We start from the raw sequence: 19482 nt of genomic DNA, 5'->3' as shown, positions 1-19482 counted from the left end.
CGGACCGGCGCTGGACCGTCCATCATCACAAATCCAAAACAAATCCAAAATCGAAAGCCGAAAATCCAAGATCCCCGGCCGCCGCGTCCTCCGATGGTCCAAGGCGGCATCGGACCTAAACAGGTTGATCGGCACTTTCGCCATCCTCAAAGACCACTATCGACACGATCCGAAATTGCGTTACAATAAAGCCGCTTTTCAATTTTCACTATACGGAGCAATCAAGATGAATTACCCCATATCGCTTAGCTTTAAGATCCTGGCCATCGCCAACCAGATCTATGTCCGGGACGCATCCGGAACCCTGATCGGCTATGTCAAACAAAAGCTGTTCAAACTGAAGGAAGACATCAATATCTTCGCCGACGAGGGACAGACGCAGCATCTTTTCAATATCAAGGCCGACCGAGTGATCGACTGGTCAGCCAATTACGGCTTTACGGATTCGCGTGGAAATAGGCTCGGATCCATCAAACGCAAGGGAATGCGTTCGATCTGGAAGGCCAGCTACGAGATCTTCGACGCCTCGGGAAACCAGGTAATGAAGATCAATGAAGAGAATGGCTGGATCAAGGTGGGGGATGCGCTTTTCGGCCAAATTCCGCTGGTCGGCATTCTCTCTGGTTACCTTTTTAATCCGACGTATCTTGTTTCGCGTATGGACGGAGCGCCGGTTGCGCGGCTCAAAAAGACGCCGGCTTTCCTTGAAGGCAAGTTCGAGCTTGAACCGGTCGGACAGATGTCCCCGGAAGAAGAGACACGCGTTCTGCTGAGCGTGCTGATGATGACCCTTCTCGAACGTATCCGCGGCTAGGAGAGCGCCGACGACGCATGATCGACGCCATCTTTTATTTTGTCGACTTCGTGAAACTCCTTTACAAGAAGGCGTTTCACGACGACATTTTCAGTCGGGCGGCGCAAGTCGCCTTTTACTTTTCATTCTCACTTTTCCCACTGCTGTTCTTTCTTGTTTCTTTGTTCGGCCTTGTGCTCGATTCAACCGTCGACCTCAAGTCCGAACTCTACGCCTATATGAGGCAGTTGATGCCCTTGACGGCGTTTGACCTCGTTCAGAAGACCGTCGAAGAGATCATTGCGAACAGTTCCGGCGGCAAACTCACGCTCGGGATCTTGATCGCCGTCTGGTCGGCGTCGGCGGGTATGGACAGTCTGCGGGTCGCACTCAACTCCGTTTACGAAGTCCGTGAAAAACGCTCCTGGCTCAAGACCAAAGGACTTTCGATCGGGATGACGCTTGCGCTCACGATCCTCGCAGCCGTCGTGCTCGGCTTGGTCTTCTACGGCTGGCAATTGGTGCAGATCGCTCTTGGCTGGATTGGGTTCCAGATCACTTCCCCACTCGTCCTCGTGTCCGTCGAATGGCTCGCGATGCTTGCGATAATGCTCTTCGCGTGCGAACTGATCTACAACCTGATGCCGTCGTTCCCGGAACTTGACTGGAAATGGATCACGCCTGGTTCGTTCGTCGCGATCGCGCTTTGGTTGTTGCTGACAACGGCCTTTCGCCTTTATCTCGAGTACTTTAATACATACAATAAAACCTACGGTTCGCTCGGCGCGGTGATTATTCTGATGCTTTGGCTCTATCTGACGGCGCTCGTCATTCTCATAGGCGGGGCCATAAACTCAGTGTTAATAGAGCTTAAGCGAAATGAACCGACCGCAGAACCGACAACTTGATTATGTCGATAATGCTGCAGGAAATCGCCGAACAACCGGTCGCGCTCGAACGGATGATTCAGGCGGAACACAACAAATACATCAAACTCGCGAGCCATCTTGCGTCGAGGGAGATCGATCTGATCGTCCTTGTGGCGCGCGGAAGTTCCGACAACGCATCGCTTTTCGGCAGATACCTGCTCGAGATCACGACCGGCATTCCGGTCTCGCTTTCGGCGCCGTCGGTGTTCACGCTTTACAACGCGAAACTGAATTTGAAGCGCGCCTTGGTGATCGGCGTGTCGCAGTCGGGCGAGGGAACCGACATCAACGAGGTTCTCGAAAGCGCGAAGCGTTCGGGAGCGTTCACGCTCGGGATCACCAACGAATCCGAATCGTCGATGGCGAAAATCGCCGACGAGACTCTTCTGACGCATGCCGGGAGAGAAATGTCGGTTGCGGCCACCAAGACCTACACCGGCCAAATGCTTCATTTCTATATGCTTGCCGCGGCGCTTTCGGATGCGAAGATCGCCTACGACAAGATTCCGCATTTTTCCGCGCTCGCCCTGCAACTGACCTCTGATGTCGAAGAGATCGTCAAGCGTTACGCTTTTATGGAAAACTGCGTCGTCGTCGGCCGCGGCTTGAACTACGGCAACTCATACGAACTCGCTTTGAAACTGATGGAAACCTGCTACGTCATCGCCGAACGATTTTCGTCCGCGGACTTTTTTCACGGCCCTCTGGCGATCGTCGAACGCCGTTTTCCGGTGATCATGTTCGGCCCGGCCGGCGTCACCAGGGCGAGCAGCGTCGATCTGCTCAGACGGTTGCGGGACCTTCACGCCGACAGTCTCTCGATCACGAATGATCCGGACATCGCCAATCTTAGTTCGCGCTCCTTGTTGATGCCGGCCGAGATCGACGAATTCCTGTCGCCGATCCCGTTTATCATTCCGGCGCAGCTTTTTGCCGCGATGCTTGCCAAAGAAAAAGGGCTCGACGCCGACGCGCCGAGATCACTCTCGAAGGTGACCAAAACGCTCTGATTTGCGATTTGCGATTTGCGATTTGCGATTTGCGATTTGCGATTTGCGATTTGCGATTTGCGATTTGCGATTTGCGATTTGCGATTTGCGATTTGCGATTTGCGATTTGGGATTTGGGATTTGCGATTTGCGATTTGCGATTTGGGATTTGCGATTTGGGTACGAGTCAGTACCGCCTGCGTGAGCGGGCGGGCAACCGTTGATTTCGGATTTGGGATTTTCGATTTGGAATTTGGAATTTGGAATTTTGAGTCCAGGATTTGGAATCTGGAATCATTGGAATTTTGAATCTTGATTTTCGCGCATGATGAATCTCAACCAACTTATGCATTTCCGCGCAACCGCCTATCTGCGATTCAATTCTTGTTTTCTGATCACAGCCTTAGTCTATTTGGTTGCAACAACTGCGATGGCCCAAAACACTTCGTGCCGGTTCGATCCGCGAACATTGCAATTCAACGGTGACCCGCTCGCGCAGGCGAAGTGCCTCCTACGCCCGAACGGCAAGGGCGGAACGCTCGGCGTCGAACCGGCGAAACTCCCGGACCCGCTCCAGAAACTCATCGGCGGGACCGTAAAAATAAAGGCCGCCAAGCTTCGTGCGTACTTGAACGACAAGAAGATAACCGAAGATACGATCGGCGGCAGTATCGATCTTCCGCTCGCAAAGGCAATTCTGCCGGACGGTTCGGCGATCGAGGCTCTTTATTTCATCATCCACGACACCTCAACGCCAAATCTCGTCGACGCCGAGTTCCCTGCCGACCTCGATTCGAATCCAAAGGCGCGCGGCAACAACCTGAACGTCTGGATCAATCAGCCGGTGGCGCATGTTTTCGTCAATCGCCTTGGCGAATCTCTGACCGCGACGCCGTTCGGCGAGACGGTCCGCAAGGGTTGGGGCACGAAATTCGCGCGCGATATGCTGAAAGCCGAAGGAAAAGGACTGCAGATCCATATCGAACTCGTCCAACCACGCAGGCGTGATCCGGCGAGTTCGAACCCGAACAACGACCTGATCGCTCCGTTTCCCGGATTTTCAGACGCCCAATACGAACGGCTCGCGCTGCTCTATGTGGCCGCCAGCGTGCGGCGCGGAACGTGGCTGATCCCGGCGTACCATTCGGCGATCGACGCCGGCATCAAGGACGCCCACGACGATCCCCAGAATTTCGATCTGGCGAAATTCGCTTCGGCCCTGAAATCTCTTCTTAAAGATGTTCGCTAAGATCACATCCGCGGTTCTATTGCTGTTCCTCTTTTCGCTCGGGTTCATGCAGCCCTTTATGTATCTTGGCTCGGCTAAGATCCAGGTCTCGGACGGCATTTTTCCGGTCTTGTTTCTTTTGACCGCATTCGGCGTCGCTTTCAGCGCCTACGAGTTCCCGAAATCGCGTTTTGTCTACGTATTGCTTTTCTTTCTCGCCGCGATGGCGTTTTCGGCGCTGGCCGCCGACGATTGGCAATCCGCGTCCCTGAAACTCGCCGGAAAAACATACCTTGCGCTGATCCCTCTGGTGACCGTGACGATCGTCCGGTCCGCCGACGATCTTCGGCGCGCGGTTCAGATATCGATCGGAGCGGCCGCGGTTTGCATCGGCGTCGGCCTGGTTTCGGCGTTTCTCTTTTACGCCGACCGCGATAACTGGCTGCTTGGTTACACTTTGTTCCACTATGGAACCTTGCCGCCCGGAAACTACCCGCGCATCTCGTCCACCTTCCTCAACGCAAATATGCTCGCGAATTATCTCAGCGTCGCGGCGTTGATCATCATCGCGGGCCGGCGTGAAGGTATTATCGGACGCGTTTGTGCCGCGGTTCTTCTCGGTGGATGCGCAATTTGCGCGATGCTGACTTTTTCGCCAGGGATCGGCGGATTTTTCTTCGCGGCCGGAATCTGGCTCTTCACGGAAAAGAAACGACGCTCCGCGGTCCTGCTGATCTCGTTCGCGACCCTTTTCCTGCTCGTCGCCGCAGTTTCGCCGAAGCCGCAATCGACGCCATTGTTCTCGGTCGCCGTCCCGTTCACCGAACTTAAACTCGAACCGAGCGCACGCGCGCTGACCTGGATCGACGCCGCGAAGACCTTCGCCCGGAATCCGGTTTTCGGTCGCGGACTAGGTGAAAACACGTGTCTCGTGCGTTACGACGATCTCTCGGGCGTCGACCAGACGCTGACCGATGCGCATAACACGTTCCTGAACGTCTCCGCTGAATCGGGTATCGTCGGACTCGCCGCCGTTTTGCTTATCTGCGGTTTTTTGGTCAGGTTCGTGCGCACCGAAGACGAGCCGCTGAAGCTGCTCGTAATCGCGTTCCTTTCGGCATTCGTCTATCAGGGGCTGACCGGTTCGTTCGAAGACGCAAGGCATCTTTGGGCGCTGATGGGATTGATCCTGGCGCGAGAGCGGATTTTGAGTTCGTGAATTCTTGTGTTTCGGCTCCGTGAGATCAACCGTTGCCGACCTTTCGGTCGAATCTGATGCCACAGCAAAAAAGAAGCATTTTTCGTTCAATTGATCGCGCGCAAGAGGGCGTCGCGCATCTCGCCGGCTGATCGCCAGCGGAGTTCGACCTGTTTGGCGATCGCGGTTTCGATCACGCTCGCAACCCGCAAAGGCACGTCGAGAGTTCTCTGGCTGATCGGGATGATGGGCTTTTCGAAGATCGCCTTGACCGTTTCGGCGATTCCGGCGCGCGGGCCGATGTCGAGAGCGTGCGCTCCGGTAAGCAACGAATATGCCGTCATTCCAGTCGCGTAGATGTCCGACGGCGGCCGCACTTCCTTGAAATCGCGGACCTGCTCGGGCGGCATATAGGCGATCGTCCCGGCCACGTCGCCGACCATCGTGACGCCGCTCATTCCGGTCTGTTTGTAACTCTTTGCAAGTCCGAAATCGGTCAGTTTCGCGATATAGCCCGGGAAATTGCCGTTCACGAGGATGTTCTGTTCCTTGATGTCACGATGCACGAAACCCTGCGCGTGCGCAAAGTCGAGCGCCGAAAGGGTTTGCTCGATGATCTTCACCACTTCCGGATAAGGCAAACGCCCGCCGCGTTCCTTCGCAAGTTTCGACGCATCCATTCCGGCGACGAATTCGGTGACGAGATAGATGATTCCGTTGTGCGTGCCGTGCTCGATGTAACTGACGATATGCGGATGCTGAAGGCTCGCCGCGACCTCGATCTCGCGAATGAAACGCTTCATTGACTGCTCCGAGACGGCGACTTCGGGCAGAAGGGTCTTGATCGCCACCGGCCGGCCGTCGGTTATGTGCCGCGCGAGCATCACGCTTCCCATTCCGCCCTGTCCGAGCATCCGGATCATCTGATAATTCGGGATCGGCTGCGGGTTCTGTTTGAGTTTCTCGCGGCAGTCGTCACAAAGGAACGTCATACGCGCGTCGGGTCTCGACACTTCAGCCTCGGACGGCAGGCCGCAGTTGAGGCAAGCGACCGTGATCATCGACGGAATCGTTCTGTTTCCGATGTCGTCAGCCGTCGGCCGGGACAGATCCGGATCGCCCGTGACCTCGACCTCAAGCACCGTTTCCCCGCCCTGAATCCGGTCGCCGCTCTTCAAATACACCGATTCGACGCGGATACCGTTGACGAAGGTTCCGTTCGTCGAGCCGAGATCGCGAAGAAAACACTGCGGCGGCGCCATCTCCAAAATGCAATGGTGGCGCGAAAAATAACGGTCCTGGGGGAGGCAAAAATGCGAGTCCTCGCCGCGCCCGATCATAAACGTCTCGTGTTGGTCAAACGTAAAGACGCGTCCTGTTTGCGGACCCGCGATTACGCGAAGTGTTACTCGCATTTGGTCAGTTAAAGCTAGATTCTATATCATCAGCCCGCCATAAATAAAATGAGGAAAATGAAACCGATCGCGAGCCCGACCGCGCCGGTCACTATTCCGCCGATCGCCAATCCGCGGCCGCCGAATCGATTCGGTTCGTTGATCTCGTTCTTGATTCCGAGGCCGCCGGTGACGATCGCTCCGAGTCCGAGCGGAATTCCGATCAGAAAACAACCGAGGAACATCGCGAAAACGCCCAAAAGGAGCGAGATGATCGGCAAGGATCGGTCGGTATTGCCGTTTTGTCGCGTGACCGCGCCGTACTGCGCGGGCTGGATGTTCTGCTGGTTCTGCCAAACCGCCGGCGGCTGAAACTGCGGCTCGGGACGGTATTCGTTGGTTACCCTCGGCGTTTCGAAAAAGACCGTCTTTGCCTCCGGAGCAGGTGCGGCATCCAAAATGCTTCCGTCGCTCAAACAGAAATTCAATCCGTCATCCGTATAAGTTTGCCGGCATTGTGGACAGATCTTCATAACGCTAAAAGAGTAGCACGATTTTCACTTTTCGATTTTCGATTTTGAATCCTTCGGATTTCCGATGCGGAACAATCAGTTTCCCGCGATCTCCGGCCTCGGCTCAAATCAAGCCGCCGCCGCACTTGCCGCAAAAACGAGCGCCGGGTGCGATCACGGCGCCGCATTTGCCGCAGATCCGCTGCACGCTCTGAGGCTGGATCCCGGGAACCGAAAAGCCAGGTGTCTGGGGCAAAGACTGGCCGAACTGCATCCCGCACCTTCCGCAGAATTTCGCGTTCTGCGGCAGGACCGACTGGCACCGCGGGCAATTCGTGTAACCGCGGGATGTGGCGCCGAGACTGACGACATTGAACGTCCGGTTTCCGCATCGCCCGCAGAACTTCACGCCTTCGGCAAACCGCGCGCTGCAGTTCGAACAAGCGACGATCCCGGGCATTATGCTCGACTCGGTCGCCCCGCCGTGGCTGGACGGCGACGGCTGGCTCGCGGTTCCCTTCATCGGCCGCAGCTGCGCCTGAATCACCTGTTCTTCGCCGCCCTCTCGAAGTTCAATGACGCGTTCGTCGTCCTTCTCGCCGGTGTTGGAAACACGCAGAATATGCTGGCCTGCGGGAACGCCGGACAAAACCAGTCGGCCCGATCGCCCGACACTGCCGCGCCGTTCGTCATCGACGTAGACCTCGGCGCCGATCGGCGCCATGATCACGAGCCGCGCGGCGCCGCTGCCCTGCGGCACGTCGGCATCGCCGGCAGCCGCCTCAAGTTCGGTGATCCAATCACGAACCGACGCCGGACGCCTGTCCTTTTCGGTGTCGAGCGCCCGCATAATCACCCGTTCGACGTCGGCCGGAACGTCCGAACGCAATGTCGACAATGCCGGCGCCGCGTGCATCACCTTCTGCATCACGAGCTGCATCAGATCGCCCGTAAACGGCGTTCGTCCGCCGAGCATCAGATAAGCGATCGTCCCGAGAGCATAAATGTCGGCGCGGACGTCGACTCCGAGTTCCGGCTGCATCTGTTCCGGAGCCATAAACTCGGGAGTTCCGATGATGCCGCGCGATGACGGAGACGCTTTCGAATTGATATCGGTAACGGTCTGATGGACGATCTTCGCAAGCCCGAAATCGCCGACCTTGATGAATCCGTCATCGCCGGCGCGGCCCTTCGACATCAGGAAGATGTTCGCCGGCTTGAGGTCGCGATGCAGAATTCCGCGATCGTGCGCGGCTTCGACGCCGTCGGCTATCTGCCTCAGGAGCTTTACGGCCCGCTTGATCGACAGAGTTCCCTCGCGGCGCAGCAGACGATGGAGCGTTTCGCCTTCGACATATTCCATCACGAGATAGAAGACGCCTTCGGGCGTTTCGCCGAAGTCGGTGACGCTGACCGTATTCGGATGCTGGATCGATGCCGCCGACTGCGCTTCGCGTTCGAATCGCGCGATCGCCTCGCCTTCCTGCAGATCGTCGCTCGAAAGAAGATCCTGGCGAACGGTCTTGACCGCGACCCAGCGCGCGTCAAACTTTTTGTCGCGCGCCAGGTAGACCTGTCCCATCGCGCCTTTTCCGAGTTGTCGTTCGAGAAAGTACCGCCCGGCAAGCAACTGGTCGCCCGGCAGCGCGAACCGCGTCTCCTTGCGGTCGGCCGGACACATCGCGACGTTGTCGTTATAACAGATCTTGCATTCGGGACATTCTTTCATTCAGTTTCTATTTTCGCCGTAACTCTTGTTTTTGCCAAATTAAGAACGAAAGAGATGCCTTTTTTTGCAGGCCAGTTTTTGCGGAGGTTCGAAACCTTCGACGGCGCCGGACTCGGGAGCCGTCCGAACCAGGTCGGTTCGCGGGCGCGAATGTCTTTGAACATTCCCTCAACGACGACCCGCTCAAGCACTCTCGTCCTTCGAGAGGGCGCCGCGAATCCCCCGTCTCTTTTTCCAGTCCGCGTTTGTCCCACGGCTACAATCAGCCGCCGCTAGGCGACGCAGGATTCAGCCTATGCCGCCGTTTGCGTTGCCTCACGGGTTTAGTTAGCGCGGCACCGTTCTTTCGCAGCGGCAAAGCAGGGAGAATGTCGTCCACAATCGTCGGGACTCTGGGATAAAAAACCTCACCATTGATCTTCTTCAAACACAAAATCCGGGGTGTCGTATCGGCTTGAAAATGGGAGGTGGTATACGGGCGAGGTTTCGACGTTTAGGTTGTACCTGCAGCGGGCGGGGTATTTGTTAATAGTGGTGGGACAAGCGGCGATGATCTGGCCCGGGATCGTCAGCCATAGCGACGATGTTCCGCAGATGGAGGCTTCCAACGCCCTTTACTACCTCAGAGCAAGATTCAACCTCTCCCAAGGTTCGATCGTGCGGGTCTTTGTTTCGTCGATCGGATCTTTATTCTCTTTCGTGCTCAGGATCTAGAGGATCTCTAGTATTTGTTCGGTGAGGAGCCGGGGCCATCGCGGTCGGGCCAGAACTGTTTTCCCCTCTCGTTTCCAAAGATGCCCATTACCGAACCTTTGTTAAGCTTCGTTTTGTCAAAGCGGATGCCGAGGGTCCAGCCCAGCCACGGGTTGTGTGGATATTGGCTCGGGCGGTAGTTCTTCTCGAGCGAGTATAGATAAGCTCCCTCGATCACCCATTCGCGCCAAGCGGAGGACCTTGCTTCCATAATGATCATTCGCGGATACTTGTATATGCCCTCCTCGCTTTTCATCTTGGACATCAGACGCTGGCCAAGGTTATCGTCATTATCAATCTGCATGTGGATCACAAAGTATTGCCGATCATTCCAATGATCCCAATCGAGCTCGATCGCCCATATGTTCAGCGGCGCTCCAAATTCGAATATGCCCTCAAGTACTCTCTGAGCTTCCCAACCCATACCGTCGCCTCCTGACCGCGTATTCTACCACGAAAAAGGCCAGCCGAAACAAATTGCCACTAACTTGAAAATCGGAGGCCTGACACTGCACTTTCCAAAATCGGCACGCTTCTTGTGCCAAAATCGCACTTTCGCAAGACTGATACCGTTCTCTCACCGTTCTTCTGACACCGTTCGTCATATGCTGGTAAGCTCCGGGATCATCAACTGTCCCATTTTTTCGCCGAAATGGGACAGGCTAAATGTTTGAATCCAGATCACTTAACCCCGATTTTGTCCCATTTGCGCGCGCGAGAACGGCGAAAAAAGTCGCCCCCGGCGTAAATTCTGCAAATACGGCGGTTACATACATATTTTGTCCCGTTAAGGATTTCAGTTTGCGGAATACCGCATAGACTGCACACGAAAATCAACAATCAAATTGCGATGCCGATGCGTCCCGGGACTGACAGGGCACTTGAAGTGTGATCCCGCGTGGCGGGTGACGAGCATAAAGCCACGGGTGCAAACCCGTGGAATAGAAACAAGACAGCCGCGTCAGACACCGCGATTGTTTCACCGTTCGTTCCCCCCCGAGGCCTTGAGAATCTCATATCGCAAGCCTGACACCGTCTTCTGCGGCGGAAAGAAGGTTGATCAAGTCGCTCTTGGTGTCAAGAACATTCGCGGGGTTGGTGTAGGATTGGGAAATGATGAATTCTCTCAAAAGCAATAAGGTCGCCGGGATACTAACGGGACTCTTTGGAATCGCTGTCGCAGGGTTTGGAGCATTTGGGTTAGCGATGGTCGCGTTTCAGCGGATGATGATGGCATCTGCGCCGCCGGCTCCTCCGCATTTCGCAGCGATGATGCGAGCTATCCAAGATACCTGGATCACCTATCTCCCATTTATGATCGCGGGGGGCGTGATCTTCGGCATTGCCGGGCTTTTCATTTATCGCGGTTCGTCGGTTGCTCGCCGGATCGCTCAAATAACCGCAGTCTTAGGCATTATCTGGATCTTCGCGTATTCGATCGCGGCACATCGGGTTATTCAAACGATTACGGAGCTGCCTTTCGCTCAAAGGCCCCGGCGTGTGCCGAGGCCTTTTGTACTGTGAGAATGCCCTTACTGCGTGCGGGGTTCTGCAACTACATTCCCATACCCATGCCGCCCTTGTCGTCGGGAGCGTCGGCGATCATTGCTTCGGTCGTCAGCAAGAGGCCGGCGATCATTTATTTATCACTACCTCAACGGTTTCGACTCTAGCTTGACGAGTGACAGGTTCGAGGCGATCGGCGTATTTTTTTTCCAGTTCGCGTAGATGGTCGCCGAACCTTTTAGTATCGTGACCGCATTCGGCGGAAATTTGGTGCCGAATTTTTCTTATCCATGCGATGCCGGGGTCTACTTCACGCTTCATATAAATCTCCTAACAGTTCCATAGGAGTCACCAAAGAGGGATTGTACAATCCAAGAATATCATTAACCTTTCGGATATGCCCGAATTTATTCGCATTTGCGAGGTGTTTGCAATTCCATGTCAGAAGAAAATCGCATTTATGAAAAGAAGCAAGTGCTAGGTGTCGGGCATCTCCGCCCGGATCAGCGGGCATTATCATGCGTTGGATATACACATCGACGATAAGATCAATCTCCTCGATATTCGGAAGGAGCGTCAGTCCGCTAACAAGGTCGAGTGCTGCTTCCTTGTTCGGAAATTCGCCTCTCTCAAGTTCTTCCAACACCGCGACGCTCGTAAGCAGCGTATATTCTTCGCCAGCGACATCCCAAAATTTACGAGTCCATTCGCGACGAGCGATCATATCGGGCTCGGTACGAGTTTCGTGATAAAAACTTACTACGGACGTCTCGATATAAACTCGCGATTTCATGATGCTGATTATACATCAAAAAAAAGCCCCGGCGGATTGCCGAGGCCTTTGTGTTTTGAGAATGCCCTTACTTACGTGCGGGCTACTGACACTACATTCCCATGCCCATGCCCATGCCGCCCACGATAGCAATGGAAAATGGAAAACCGAGAATGAAAACTGAGAATACTAAGCATCGATAAGTACTTTTGGATTTTTTCGAGCTATTGACAAGAGTTTGAGGCTGGCGCCGTTGGGTTTGCCGTGGCCTTGTTCCCAGGACTGTACGGTTTTCGGGGAGATATTCAGATATCGGGCGAAAACTGCCTGGGAAACGTTGAGCTGAGCTCTAAAATTGGCGATCTCTGTTGCCGAAAACTGATCTGGCGGACGCGGCAGCGTCGTGGTGCGAAGATCTTGGCGCTTGCCCTCGGCGTGTTCGATCGCGGCATTCAACCCTGCCTTGATACTCTCGAAAAATTCATTGTTCAATTCAGCTTTTTTCGCCATATAACCTCTTTAGTTCTTTGACCAGCTTCGCGAGTTCGTTACGCTCGGCCTTTGATAGGTCGGCCTTTTCGTTCTTGCCGTAAAAAAATGAACCAGATACATCGTTCCGGCGATAACGATGTAGACGTAGATGTACCGAAAACCACCGCTTTTGCCCTTGCCTGCTGCCTTGTCTCCGATTCGACCCTTTCTTGCCCCGGCACATCAGGTCATCAGGTCGCCGCGTTAAGGGTTTTTGGCCAGATCGTTTTGCAATGAAAACAAAACGTCAAGCGAGGCCAGCTTGTCTATTCGATCCGTAAATCCCGGTGATTCGACAAAAATGAGTAAGCTCGGCTCTCATCATCTGTGACTATACTATTCAATGGTATAGCGGTCAGTCAAAAAGAAAATTTTACTGGAGATGACCTTGCCGCCCGTCAGGACCGCGATGTCTTCGAGCATTGCCTTGCGGCGACCGCCAATGCCCGGTGCCTTAACAGCAGCGACATTCAACGTGCCGCGGTGTCGGGGTCGGCGAGGAACGAAAGGATTGACGCGGCTTATCAAGGATTGTTGGTAAATCCGGTCGAGGCGGGCCGGCGCCTCGTCTTCAGCGCTCTGTTCGAGAATTTTATTTTGGTGCCGAACAATCCGAGGGCGACGGCGGGGTTGATGAGAATGACGCGCCAATTTCCATTTCAATTTCGGATTTTGGACATTTTGGACCAGGGATTTGAATTTCCTTGACATGTTTCTTCCTTTCGGGACCGGTCGGTTGAACCGCTGAGCCGTGGGCAAATCACGGTGATCTGATAGCTGCCGTCGCTTCCCCGCTTCCTGGCTACGGAATCAAAACAGCGAAACCAACCATTGAACGCTTCCCGGCAGAAATCTCGTCTTTCCCACACGGGCAAAATCCTTCAAATGGTTTTTGAGTTTTCACGGCCGCTCTTGCTATAATCTTCCTCGTTCCGACATATGGGTCGTTAGCTCAGTTGGTAGAGCAGAAGACTCTTAATCTTCGGGTCGCAGGTTCGAGTCCTGCACGACTCACCATTTTCGAAGAACAAAGAAGGCCGTCCGGCGAGGACGGCCTTCTTGTTCACACGGGGTTCCGGGATTGCGCAGATCCCAGCTGGTCTCAACTGGCGAACCCACGGCAACTCCAAGGTGCGAGCGTCCGTTTCAACCCAACGTCAAGTTGTTGCCTCCATCCCGCAAAGGTTGTCTGTTTTGCGATTCTTCATCGGATCGTTAGAGTTACGACGATAGGTCGTAACTCGCGACGCGGCTGACGAACGATTGCGCTTCCATCTGAGCCGAGACCGATCGATACGAAAATCCGCAATCACAAATCAGAAATCCCAAATTGTCAGACCCTCAGATGGTCGCCACGCCATTTTTTGATTGCCATTTTGATCTCTTTCGGCGTCGCGAACTCCCGGTTGACGGCGCGTTGAGCAAGGTCCTGCAGTTCATCATCCGACGCAAATCGAAGCGCGATGATCTCGCCAGTCTTCAATGATGATGCCTTTGCCGCGAGATCCGCCGAAAGAAGGCTCGAATAGCGGAGCCGTTCTTCGAGCCGTATGACGCGGTCCTGCGCCCGGAGCGCCATCAGGCGCGCGGCGAGCGTCATCAGGATAAAGACGAACGCCATCAACAACCATTCCGCACGGTCCCAACTCCGGTCGTAGTACAACTGGTAGGCTTGCCATCCGAGATTAAAAAGCAAGAGCGGCATGATGACGAAATGAAAAAGCGGGAACCAACGCGTGTGGTTCTTGAAGTTTTGTTGATCTGCCATATGTTTATAGTTTGCTGACTGCCTGTTTCTCCTCGTTTAAGATCTCCTCGCCGGGATTGACGAAGAGGTTTTGTTCGAACTTGTACTGCTTGTCGTAAAGCTGTTTGTAGCGGCCGTTCATCGCGATCAGCTCATCGTGGGTTCCCCGTTCGAGGATCTCGCCCGATTCGACTACGAGAATCTGGTCGGCCGAGCGTATGGTTGACAGACGATGCGCGATGACGAACGTCGTCCGACCCTCGCGAAGACGCCGCAGTCCCTCCTGGATCAGCGCCTCGCTTTCCGAATCGAGCGAACTCGTAGCTTCATCGAGGATCAAGACCCTGGGATTCGCCAACAACGCGCGTGCGATCGCGATCCGCTGGCGTTGACCTCCCGAAAGCTTGACGCCGCGCTCGCCGACGACGGTGTCGTATTTGTCGGGAAACTTCTCGATGAACTCGTCGGCGTTTGCGATGCGGCAAACCTCTTTGATCTCGTCGAAGTTGGCGTGCGGGTTCGCGAACCGGATATTCGACAGAATCGTGCCGTCGAACAGGAAATTGTCCTGCAGCACGACGCCCAGATGCCGCCGATAGTCGCGGAGTTTGATCGAATTGAGGTCACGCCCGTCGATCTTTACAAATCCGCGGTTGGGTTGTATGAAGTTGAGCACGAGACTCAGGATCGTAGATTTGCCCGATCCCGATGATCCGACAAGCGCCGTCGTCGTACCGGCCGCCGCGGCGAACGAGACCCCTTTCAGCACCGGAACGTTTACTTCATATTCGAAATGAACGTCCTCGAATTCCACCGCGCCCTCGAGCTTCGGCATCGCGTTCTTGCTTTCGTCCTCGTCCGTTTCGGTGCGCATCGCGAAAACTTCCGATATGCGGTCGAGCCCGGCAAAGGCTTCGGTGATCTGCGTCCCGATGTTCGCAAGATCGACGATCGGGATGACCATAAAGATCGTAAACGCGATGTACATCGTGAAATCGCCCGAGGTCATACCTTTCGTCGCGTCCTGCATATTCGCGATCACGGCGTTGCCGCCGAACCAGATCATAATGACGGCGATCGCGCCGATGATGACGGAAGCGAACGCGCCCGTCGCTGAAACTCCGGTCATCGATTTCGCTATATTCCGGAAAAGCTTGTGCGCGCCGCGGGCGAAGGACAGTTCCTCCCGCTTCTCGGCGGTGTATGCCTTGACGATTCGAATGCCGCCGAGGCCTTCGTTCAGGCGGCCGGTGACTTCCGCTTCGATCTCGCCCCGATCGCGGAACAGCGGACGCAATTGCTTGAATGCGTAGCTGAGTACATAACCGAAGACCGCGAGCACGGCAAGGGTGATGAGCGTGATCTGCCAGTTCAGATAGAACAGGACGGCCATCGATACGAGCGCCGAGAGTATCCCGCCGGTCATCTGGCCGAGTCCCGTGCCGACGAGATTTCGAATCCCCTCGGCGTCGCGCATAATGCGGGAGATCAGCTGACCTGTTTGCGTCGAGTCGAAATAAGACGTCGGCAAACGCTCTATGTGCGCCTGGACGCGTTTCCTCATCTCGGTGATCGCCCGTTGCGCCGCGACGCCCAGAACCTGCGAAAGCGCAAACGATGTGATCGCCTGGAAAACGGTCGAAAGCCCGACGGCGAGCGCGATCAGCCAGAGCATATCGTACTGTTTCTGGCCGAAAACGTTATCGACGAGGAATTTGGTCGAGTATGGCAGCACCAATCCCGCGGCGCGGCTGGCGAGCATCAGCCCGAGCCCGATCAGAAGCCGCCAGCGATAGCTCCAGATGAGTTTGCGGGCTTCGTGCCAGGCGCGGGAATAATCAATTTTCTGTTTCTTCTTGGCGCTTTTTTCCATTTTGTTTTTGGATACAGTCTTTATTCAGCGACGACCGCTTGACGGCAGCTATCCGTCATTTTCAGGCGGACGAGTTCGATCACCTCGGCGAGCGTGCGTTCACTCAAGCTGTGTCGCAGATCGAACTCCGCCTCCCCGAGAATATCCGAGAGGACCGGACGAACCACCTTTCCGAGTTCGCATTCGTGCGATGCATCAAACTGTGGAACGTCGAACAGCGCGCCTTCGTCGAGCGCATCATATATGTCGCCGAGCGTGATCCGTTCCGGCTCCCGTGTCAGACGCGCGCCGCCGCCGGTTCCCTTCTTGACCGCGACCAATCCGTGTTTCGTCAGCAGTCCGATGACCCGGCGGATGACGACCGCGTTCGTGCCGCAACTCTGCGCGATCGCCTCGGACGTGATCGGCATCCGGTCGGCGAATGACAACATCCCGGCGACGTGTATTGCGGTAGCAAGTCTGGAGTTCCCGGCCATATATGTAACAAGATTAGTTACATACTTCTGGATTTGCAAACTCTGATCTGCGATTTCCGGAAAGCAACGGTGCAGCGGAGCATGTGCCCGCAGGTGCGCTCCGACCGCTGCGCGGCCGTACCCCCTTTGCCTGCTTTGCGCTTGGTCCTCTGTTTCCCAGTGCCGTGTTTTGTGCGATAATCTTTCAAAAAAATGAACCAAACATACATCAACGAACTTAAAGAACATATCGGCGAAGAAGTTACGCTGAAGGGCTGGCTTTATAACTCGCGTTCGAGCGGCAAGCTCGTTTTTCTGCAACTGCGCGACGGCACCGGAATCGTCCAGTGCGTCTGTTTCAGGCCGAATGACGAGGAACTTTTCGAAGTCGCAAAAGGTCTCGGGCAGGAATCTTCGATCATCGTTCGCGGCACCGTCAAGGAAGACACGCGGTCGGCGATCGGCGTCGAACTCGATGTGACGGGGCTTGAAGTTATCCAGAACGCACACGATTATCCGATCACGCCGAAGGAACACGGCACCGAGTTTCTGATGGATCATCGCCATCTTTGGATTCGATCGAAACGGCAGCATGCCGCGCTGCGCGTCCGTCACACGGTGATCAAGGCGGTGCGCGATTTTTTTGATTCCAACGGATTCATCCTCGCCGACACGCCGATCTTCACGCCGGCCGCGTGCGAGGGCACGACGACGCTCTTCGAAGTCGATTATTTCGGCGACGACAAAGCCTATCTGACGCAGAGCGGACAGCTTTACAACGAAGCGACGGCCGCCGCGTTCGGCCGCAGTTACGCATTCGGCCCGACATTTCGGGCCGAGAAATCGAAAACGCGGCGGCATTTGACCGAATTCTGGATGGTCGAACCTGAAATGGCCTACGCCCAGCTTGACGACGTGATGAATCTCGGCGAGCAGATGATCGGATTCATCGTCGAGCGAGTTCTGAGCGACCGCCAGGAAGACCTAAAAGTTCTCGAACGGGATGTCTCGAAGCTCGAGTCGATCGCCGCGCCTTTTCCGCGCATCCACTACGACGATGCGGTCAAGATGCTGCAGGAAGGGTTCACGAAGGGCGAACTCGAGCACAACTTCGAATGGGGCGGAGATTTCGGCGCGCCCGACGAGACTTATTTGTCCAACCAGTTCGGCACGCCGGTCTTCGTCCATCACTTCCCCGCCGCGATCAAGGCGTTCTATTTCGAACGCGACAAGGAACGACCGGAGCTCGCGCTCGGCGTCGACCTGCTCGCTCCGGAAGGTTACGGCGAGATCATCGGCGGCGGCGAACGCGCGTTCGATCTGGATTTTGTTGAAAAGCAGATCGAGGCGCACGGTTTGCCGAAGGAATCGTTTGAGTGGTATCTCGACCTTAGACGTTTCGGCGCCGTGCCGCACGCCGGATTCGGAATGGGAATCGAACGCTGCACCGCCTGGATGTGCGGTATCGAGCACGTTCGCGAAACGATCCCGTTTCCACGGATGCTGTACCGGCTCAGACCTTAGCCATTTTCGATTTGCGATTTGCGATTTGCGATTGGGGATTTGGGATTTGGGATTTGGGATTTGGGATTTGGGATTTGGGATTTGGGATTTGGGATTTGCGATTGGGGATTTGGGATTTGGGATTTGGGATTTGCGATTTGGGTACGAGTCAGTACCGCCTGCGTGAGCGGGCGGGCAACCGCGGCCGCTCGACGCCTAAATCCCAATTCGGGAGCTTTGAAAAACCGATATCAAGGAAACAGATCGCGATTTCTCCGGAACACAGATTGGCTGGATGGAGCGGATTGGTTTCAATCGATAGAGAAACGCTGGTTTCTGTCCTCTTGAATCCGATCTATCTGTGTCCTGTCGGAAACGGCGCCGGGATCGCCGTTAAGTCGGTTTTTCAAAGCTCGCATGTCTTAATCTTGAATCTGGAATGAAATCGCCCCGGAAATCGACGATATAAAGATGTATAGACGATCCAAATTCGCGACGCTCGTGATGATCTCGGCATCGATCGTACTACTCGCCGGCTGCGCGATCAAACCGGTCGAGGTTTCTAATAATCCAAACGCCAATCGTGCAACAAACGTCGCCAAGGAAGAACCGCAAAAAGGATGGAGAGACTCGAAACTTCAGAAAGAGTCGGATGCATTGTTGCCGTTGTTCGGGAAATTCCCGGTTGTGAACGTTCGTGTCGTCGACGAACCGTTGCAGAAATCGGGGTCTGAAACGGAACGCGGAGTCGCCTACACAAATTGCTCGACCGATAAGATTCCGACGATCTACGTCAAAAACGCGTTCTATTTGAGAGCGCCGCGGCCTCAGTTGGTCAACATCCTGAAACACGAACTGACGCACGCCTGGTTTTGCACGCAAGGAATCCAGACCGGGCACGACCCGAGATTTCAAAAAAAATTCAAGGAGATCGGCGGATTTGGAAACTGATCAGGCCGCGGTCATAAACTGCGGATCGGCATCGGTCATTCCATCGACGGCCTTTTTGATCTGTGCCCAAGTCAGCCAAATCGCGCTGCCTTGTTTCATCGGTTCCGGATCGTGGATGAAAACTCCCGTATCCGCGACCCCGCAGATCACAACGACGTGTCCGTGATCGTGACCGCCCCAATTCTTTTTGAGTCCAACCCAAATCGGACCGTGGGATTGAAGAAATGAAAGTACCGATCCGTAATCGAGCGACAGACTCGAATGAAGCTTCATATTGAGCGCACGCCCAAGATGGTTGTTTTGAAACGCCGCGACGTCGCCGTTGTTTTGAAAACGCGTGTGATAACCGGAATCATCTGCCGGATTTGTCATCACGCCACGGCCGGTCGCCTTCGACCAACGATAGAGCATTCGCGCACAGGCATACCAGCAAACGCCGTCGGTCGGTTGGGGAATCAAGGGCACGTTCGCAAGTTTGGTGATCGCCATAGTAATTCTCCTGAAAATAATGTGCTCTCGATGAAGCAACGACAGGCACGATTTTACTGGCTTGTCTTCCGTGTTGCAATCAAACCGTCACGGAATGCACCGAGCGAACACCCGAACGCGCTCCGCCCAT

Annotated in this window: 20 protein-coding genes and 1 tRNA gene; 9 read left to right on the top strand and 12 right to left on the bottom strand. The window is 55.0% G+C overall.

What is annotated here, in order from left to right; all coding sequences use genetic code 11:
- Window positions 1–226 precede the first annotated feature (226 nt).
- From IPN69_12110 to IPN69_12090, 5 genes are all read left to right on the top strand, one after another.
- Entirely contained in the window at window positions 227–814 is a 588-nt protein-coding gene (locus IPN69_12110; protein ID MBK8811460.1) for a hypothetical protein, read from the top strand.
- 17 nt (window positions 815–831) lie between these two features.
- Window positions 832–1701: a YihY/virulence factor BrkB family protein gene (locus tag IPN69_12105; protein ID MBK8811459.1), complete on the top strand. Its 870-nt coding sequence runs from the start codon at window positions 832–834 to the stop codon at window positions 1699–1701.
- A 2-nt stretch (window positions 1702–1703) separates the two neighbouring features.
- The gene (locus tag IPN69_12100) at window positions 1704–2732 is read left to right on the top strand and encodes an SIS domain-containing protein (GenBank protein ID MBK8811458.1); all 1029 of its coding nucleotides are present in this window, start codon (window positions 1704–1706) and stop codon (window positions 2730–2732) included.
- Between the two features lie 391 nt (window positions 2733–3123).
- Window positions 3124–3960, top strand: coding sequence for a hypothetical protein (locus IPN69_12095; protein MBK8811457.1), 837 nt, complete (start codon window positions 3124–3126; stop codon window positions 3958–3960).
- Window positions 3950–5158: an O-antigen ligase family protein gene (locus tag IPN69_12090; GenBank protein ID MBK8811456.1), complete on the top strand. Its 1209-nt coding sequence runs from the start codon at window positions 3950–3952 to the stop codon at window positions 5156–5158. The genes IPN69_12095 and IPN69_12090 overlap by 11 nt, the downstream gene beginning before the upstream one ends.
- An 86-nt stretch (window positions 5159–5244) precedes the next feature.
- Here the strand turns inward: IPN69_12090 and IPN69_12085 are convergent, their stop codons facing one another.
- The 4 genes from IPN69_12085 to IPN69_12070 all read right to left on the bottom strand — a co-directional run bounded on the left by IPN69_12085 (window position 5245) and on the right by IPN69_12070 (window position 9949).
- Entirely contained in the window at window positions 5245–6552 is a 1308-nt protein-coding gene (locus IPN69_12085; GenBank protein MBK8811455.1) for a protein kinase, read from the bottom strand.
- A 29-nt stretch (window positions 6553–6581) separates the two neighbouring features.
- Window positions 6582–7064, bottom strand: coding sequence for a DUF4190 domain-containing protein (locus IPN69_12080; protein ID MBK8811454.1), 483 nt, complete (start codon window positions 7062–7064; stop codon window positions 6582–6584).
- 103 nt (window positions 7065–7167) lie between these two features.
- On the bottom strand, window positions 7168–8772 hold the full coding sequence (locus IPN69_12075; protein ID MBK8811453.1) for a protein kinase: 1605 nt from the start codon (window positions 8770–8772) through the stop codon (window positions 7168–7170).
- A gap of 721 nt (window positions 8773–9493) precedes the next feature.
- Window positions 9494–9949, bottom strand: a complete 456-nt coding sequence (locus IPN69_12070; protein ID MBK8811452.1) for a hypothetical protein — start codon at window positions 9947–9949, stop codon at window positions 9494–9496.
- A gap of 692 nt (window positions 9950–10641) precedes the next feature.
- Here IPN69_12070 and IPN69_12065 point away from each other — a divergent pair.
- Window positions 10642–11049, top strand: coding sequence for a hypothetical protein (locus IPN69_12065; protein ID MBK8811451.1), 408 nt, complete (start codon window positions 10642–10644; stop codon window positions 11047–11049).
- A gap of 111 nt (window positions 11050–11160) precedes the next feature.
- On the opposite strand, the gene IPN69_12060 is transcribed toward IPN69_12065, so the two are convergent.
- The 4 genes from IPN69_12060 to IPN69_12045 form a co-directional block, all read right to left on the bottom strand.
- Complete coding sequence (locus IPN69_12060) at window positions 11161–11352, bottom strand: hypothetical protein (protein ID MBK8811450.1); 192 nt, start codon at window positions 11350–11352, stop codon at window positions 11161–11163.
- Complete coding sequence (locus tag IPN69_12055; protein MBK8811449.1) at window positions 11342–11824, bottom strand: type II toxin-antitoxin system VapC family toxin; 483 nt, start codon at window positions 11822–11824, stop codon at window positions 11342–11344. The genes IPN69_12060 and IPN69_12055 overlap by 11 nt, the downstream gene beginning before the upstream one ends.
- 168 nt (window positions 11825–11992) lie before the next feature.
- The gene (locus tag IPN69_12050) at window positions 11993–12313 is read right to left on the bottom strand and encodes a helix-turn-helix domain-containing protein (protein ID MBK8811448.1); all 321 of its coding nucleotides are present in this window, start codon (window positions 12311–12313) and stop codon (window positions 11993–11995) included.
- Between the two features lie 357 nt (window positions 12314–12670).
- Window positions 12671–13045 (bottom strand): hypothetical protein, encoded by a 375-nt coding sequence (locus IPN69_12045; protein ID MBK8811447.1) that lies wholly within the window; start codon window positions 13043–13045, stop codon window positions 12671–12673.
- Between the two features lie 230 nt (window positions 13046–13275).
- On the opposite strand from IPN69_12045, the gene IPN69_12040 reads away from it, so the two are divergent.
- Window positions 13276–13351 (top strand) — tRNA-Lys (locus IPN69_12040).
- Between the two features lie 316 nt (window positions 13352–13667).
- Here IPN69_12040 and IPN69_12035 read toward each other — a convergent pair.
- From IPN69_12035 to IPN69_12025, 3 genes are read right to left on the bottom strand one after another with little or no spacing between them, the layout of a single operon-like run.
- On the bottom strand, window positions 13668–14102 hold the full coding sequence (locus IPN69_12035) for a hypothetical protein (protein MBK8811446.1): 435 nt from the start codon (window positions 14100–14102) through the stop codon (window positions 13668–13670).
- 4 nt (window positions 14103–14106) lie between these two features.
- A complete protein-coding gene (locus IPN69_12030) occupies window positions 14107–15954 on the bottom strand; it encodes an ABC transporter ATP-binding protein (protein ID MBK8811445.1) in 1848 nt (615 codons plus the stop codon).
- Between the two features lie 20 nt (window positions 15955–15974).
- Window positions 15975–16469 carry an Rrf2 family transcriptional regulator gene (locus tag IPN69_12025; GenBank protein MBK8811444.1) on the bottom strand — a complete coding sequence of 165 codons (495 nt, stop codon included), beginning with the start codon at window positions 16467–16469 and terminating at the stop codon, window positions 15975–15977.
- 153 nt (window positions 16470–16622) lie between these two features.
- Between IPN69_12025 and asnS the strand changes: the two genes are divergently transcribed.
- On the top strand, window positions 16623–17933 hold the full coding sequence (gene asnS, locus IPN69_12020; GenBank protein MBK8811443.1) for an asparagine--tRNA ligase: 1311 nt from the start codon (window positions 16623–16625) through the stop codon (window positions 17931–17933).
- A gap of 450 nt (window positions 17934–18383) precedes the next feature.
- Window positions 18384–18863 (top strand): SprT-like domain-containing protein, encoded by a 480-nt coding sequence (locus IPN69_12015; protein ID MBK8811442.1) that lies wholly within the window; start codon window positions 18384–18386, stop codon window positions 18861–18863.
- On the opposite strand, the gene IPN69_12010 is transcribed toward IPN69_12015, so the two are convergent.
- Window positions 18864–19352, bottom strand: a complete 489-nt coding sequence (locus IPN69_12010; protein ID MBK8811441.1) for a hypothetical protein — start codon at window positions 19350–19352, stop codon at window positions 18864–18866.
- Between the last annotated feature and the right edge of the window lie 130 nt (window positions 19353–19482).

This window comes from Acidobacteriota bacterium, assembly GCA_016715115.1.
In the GTDB taxonomy this organism is placed as follows: Bacteria; Acidobacteriota; Blastocatellia; order Pyrinomonadales; family Pyrinomonadaceae; genus JAFDVJ01.
Note: the sequence above shows the minus strand (reverse complement) of the source record. Positions and strands in the feature narration are given on the sequence as shown.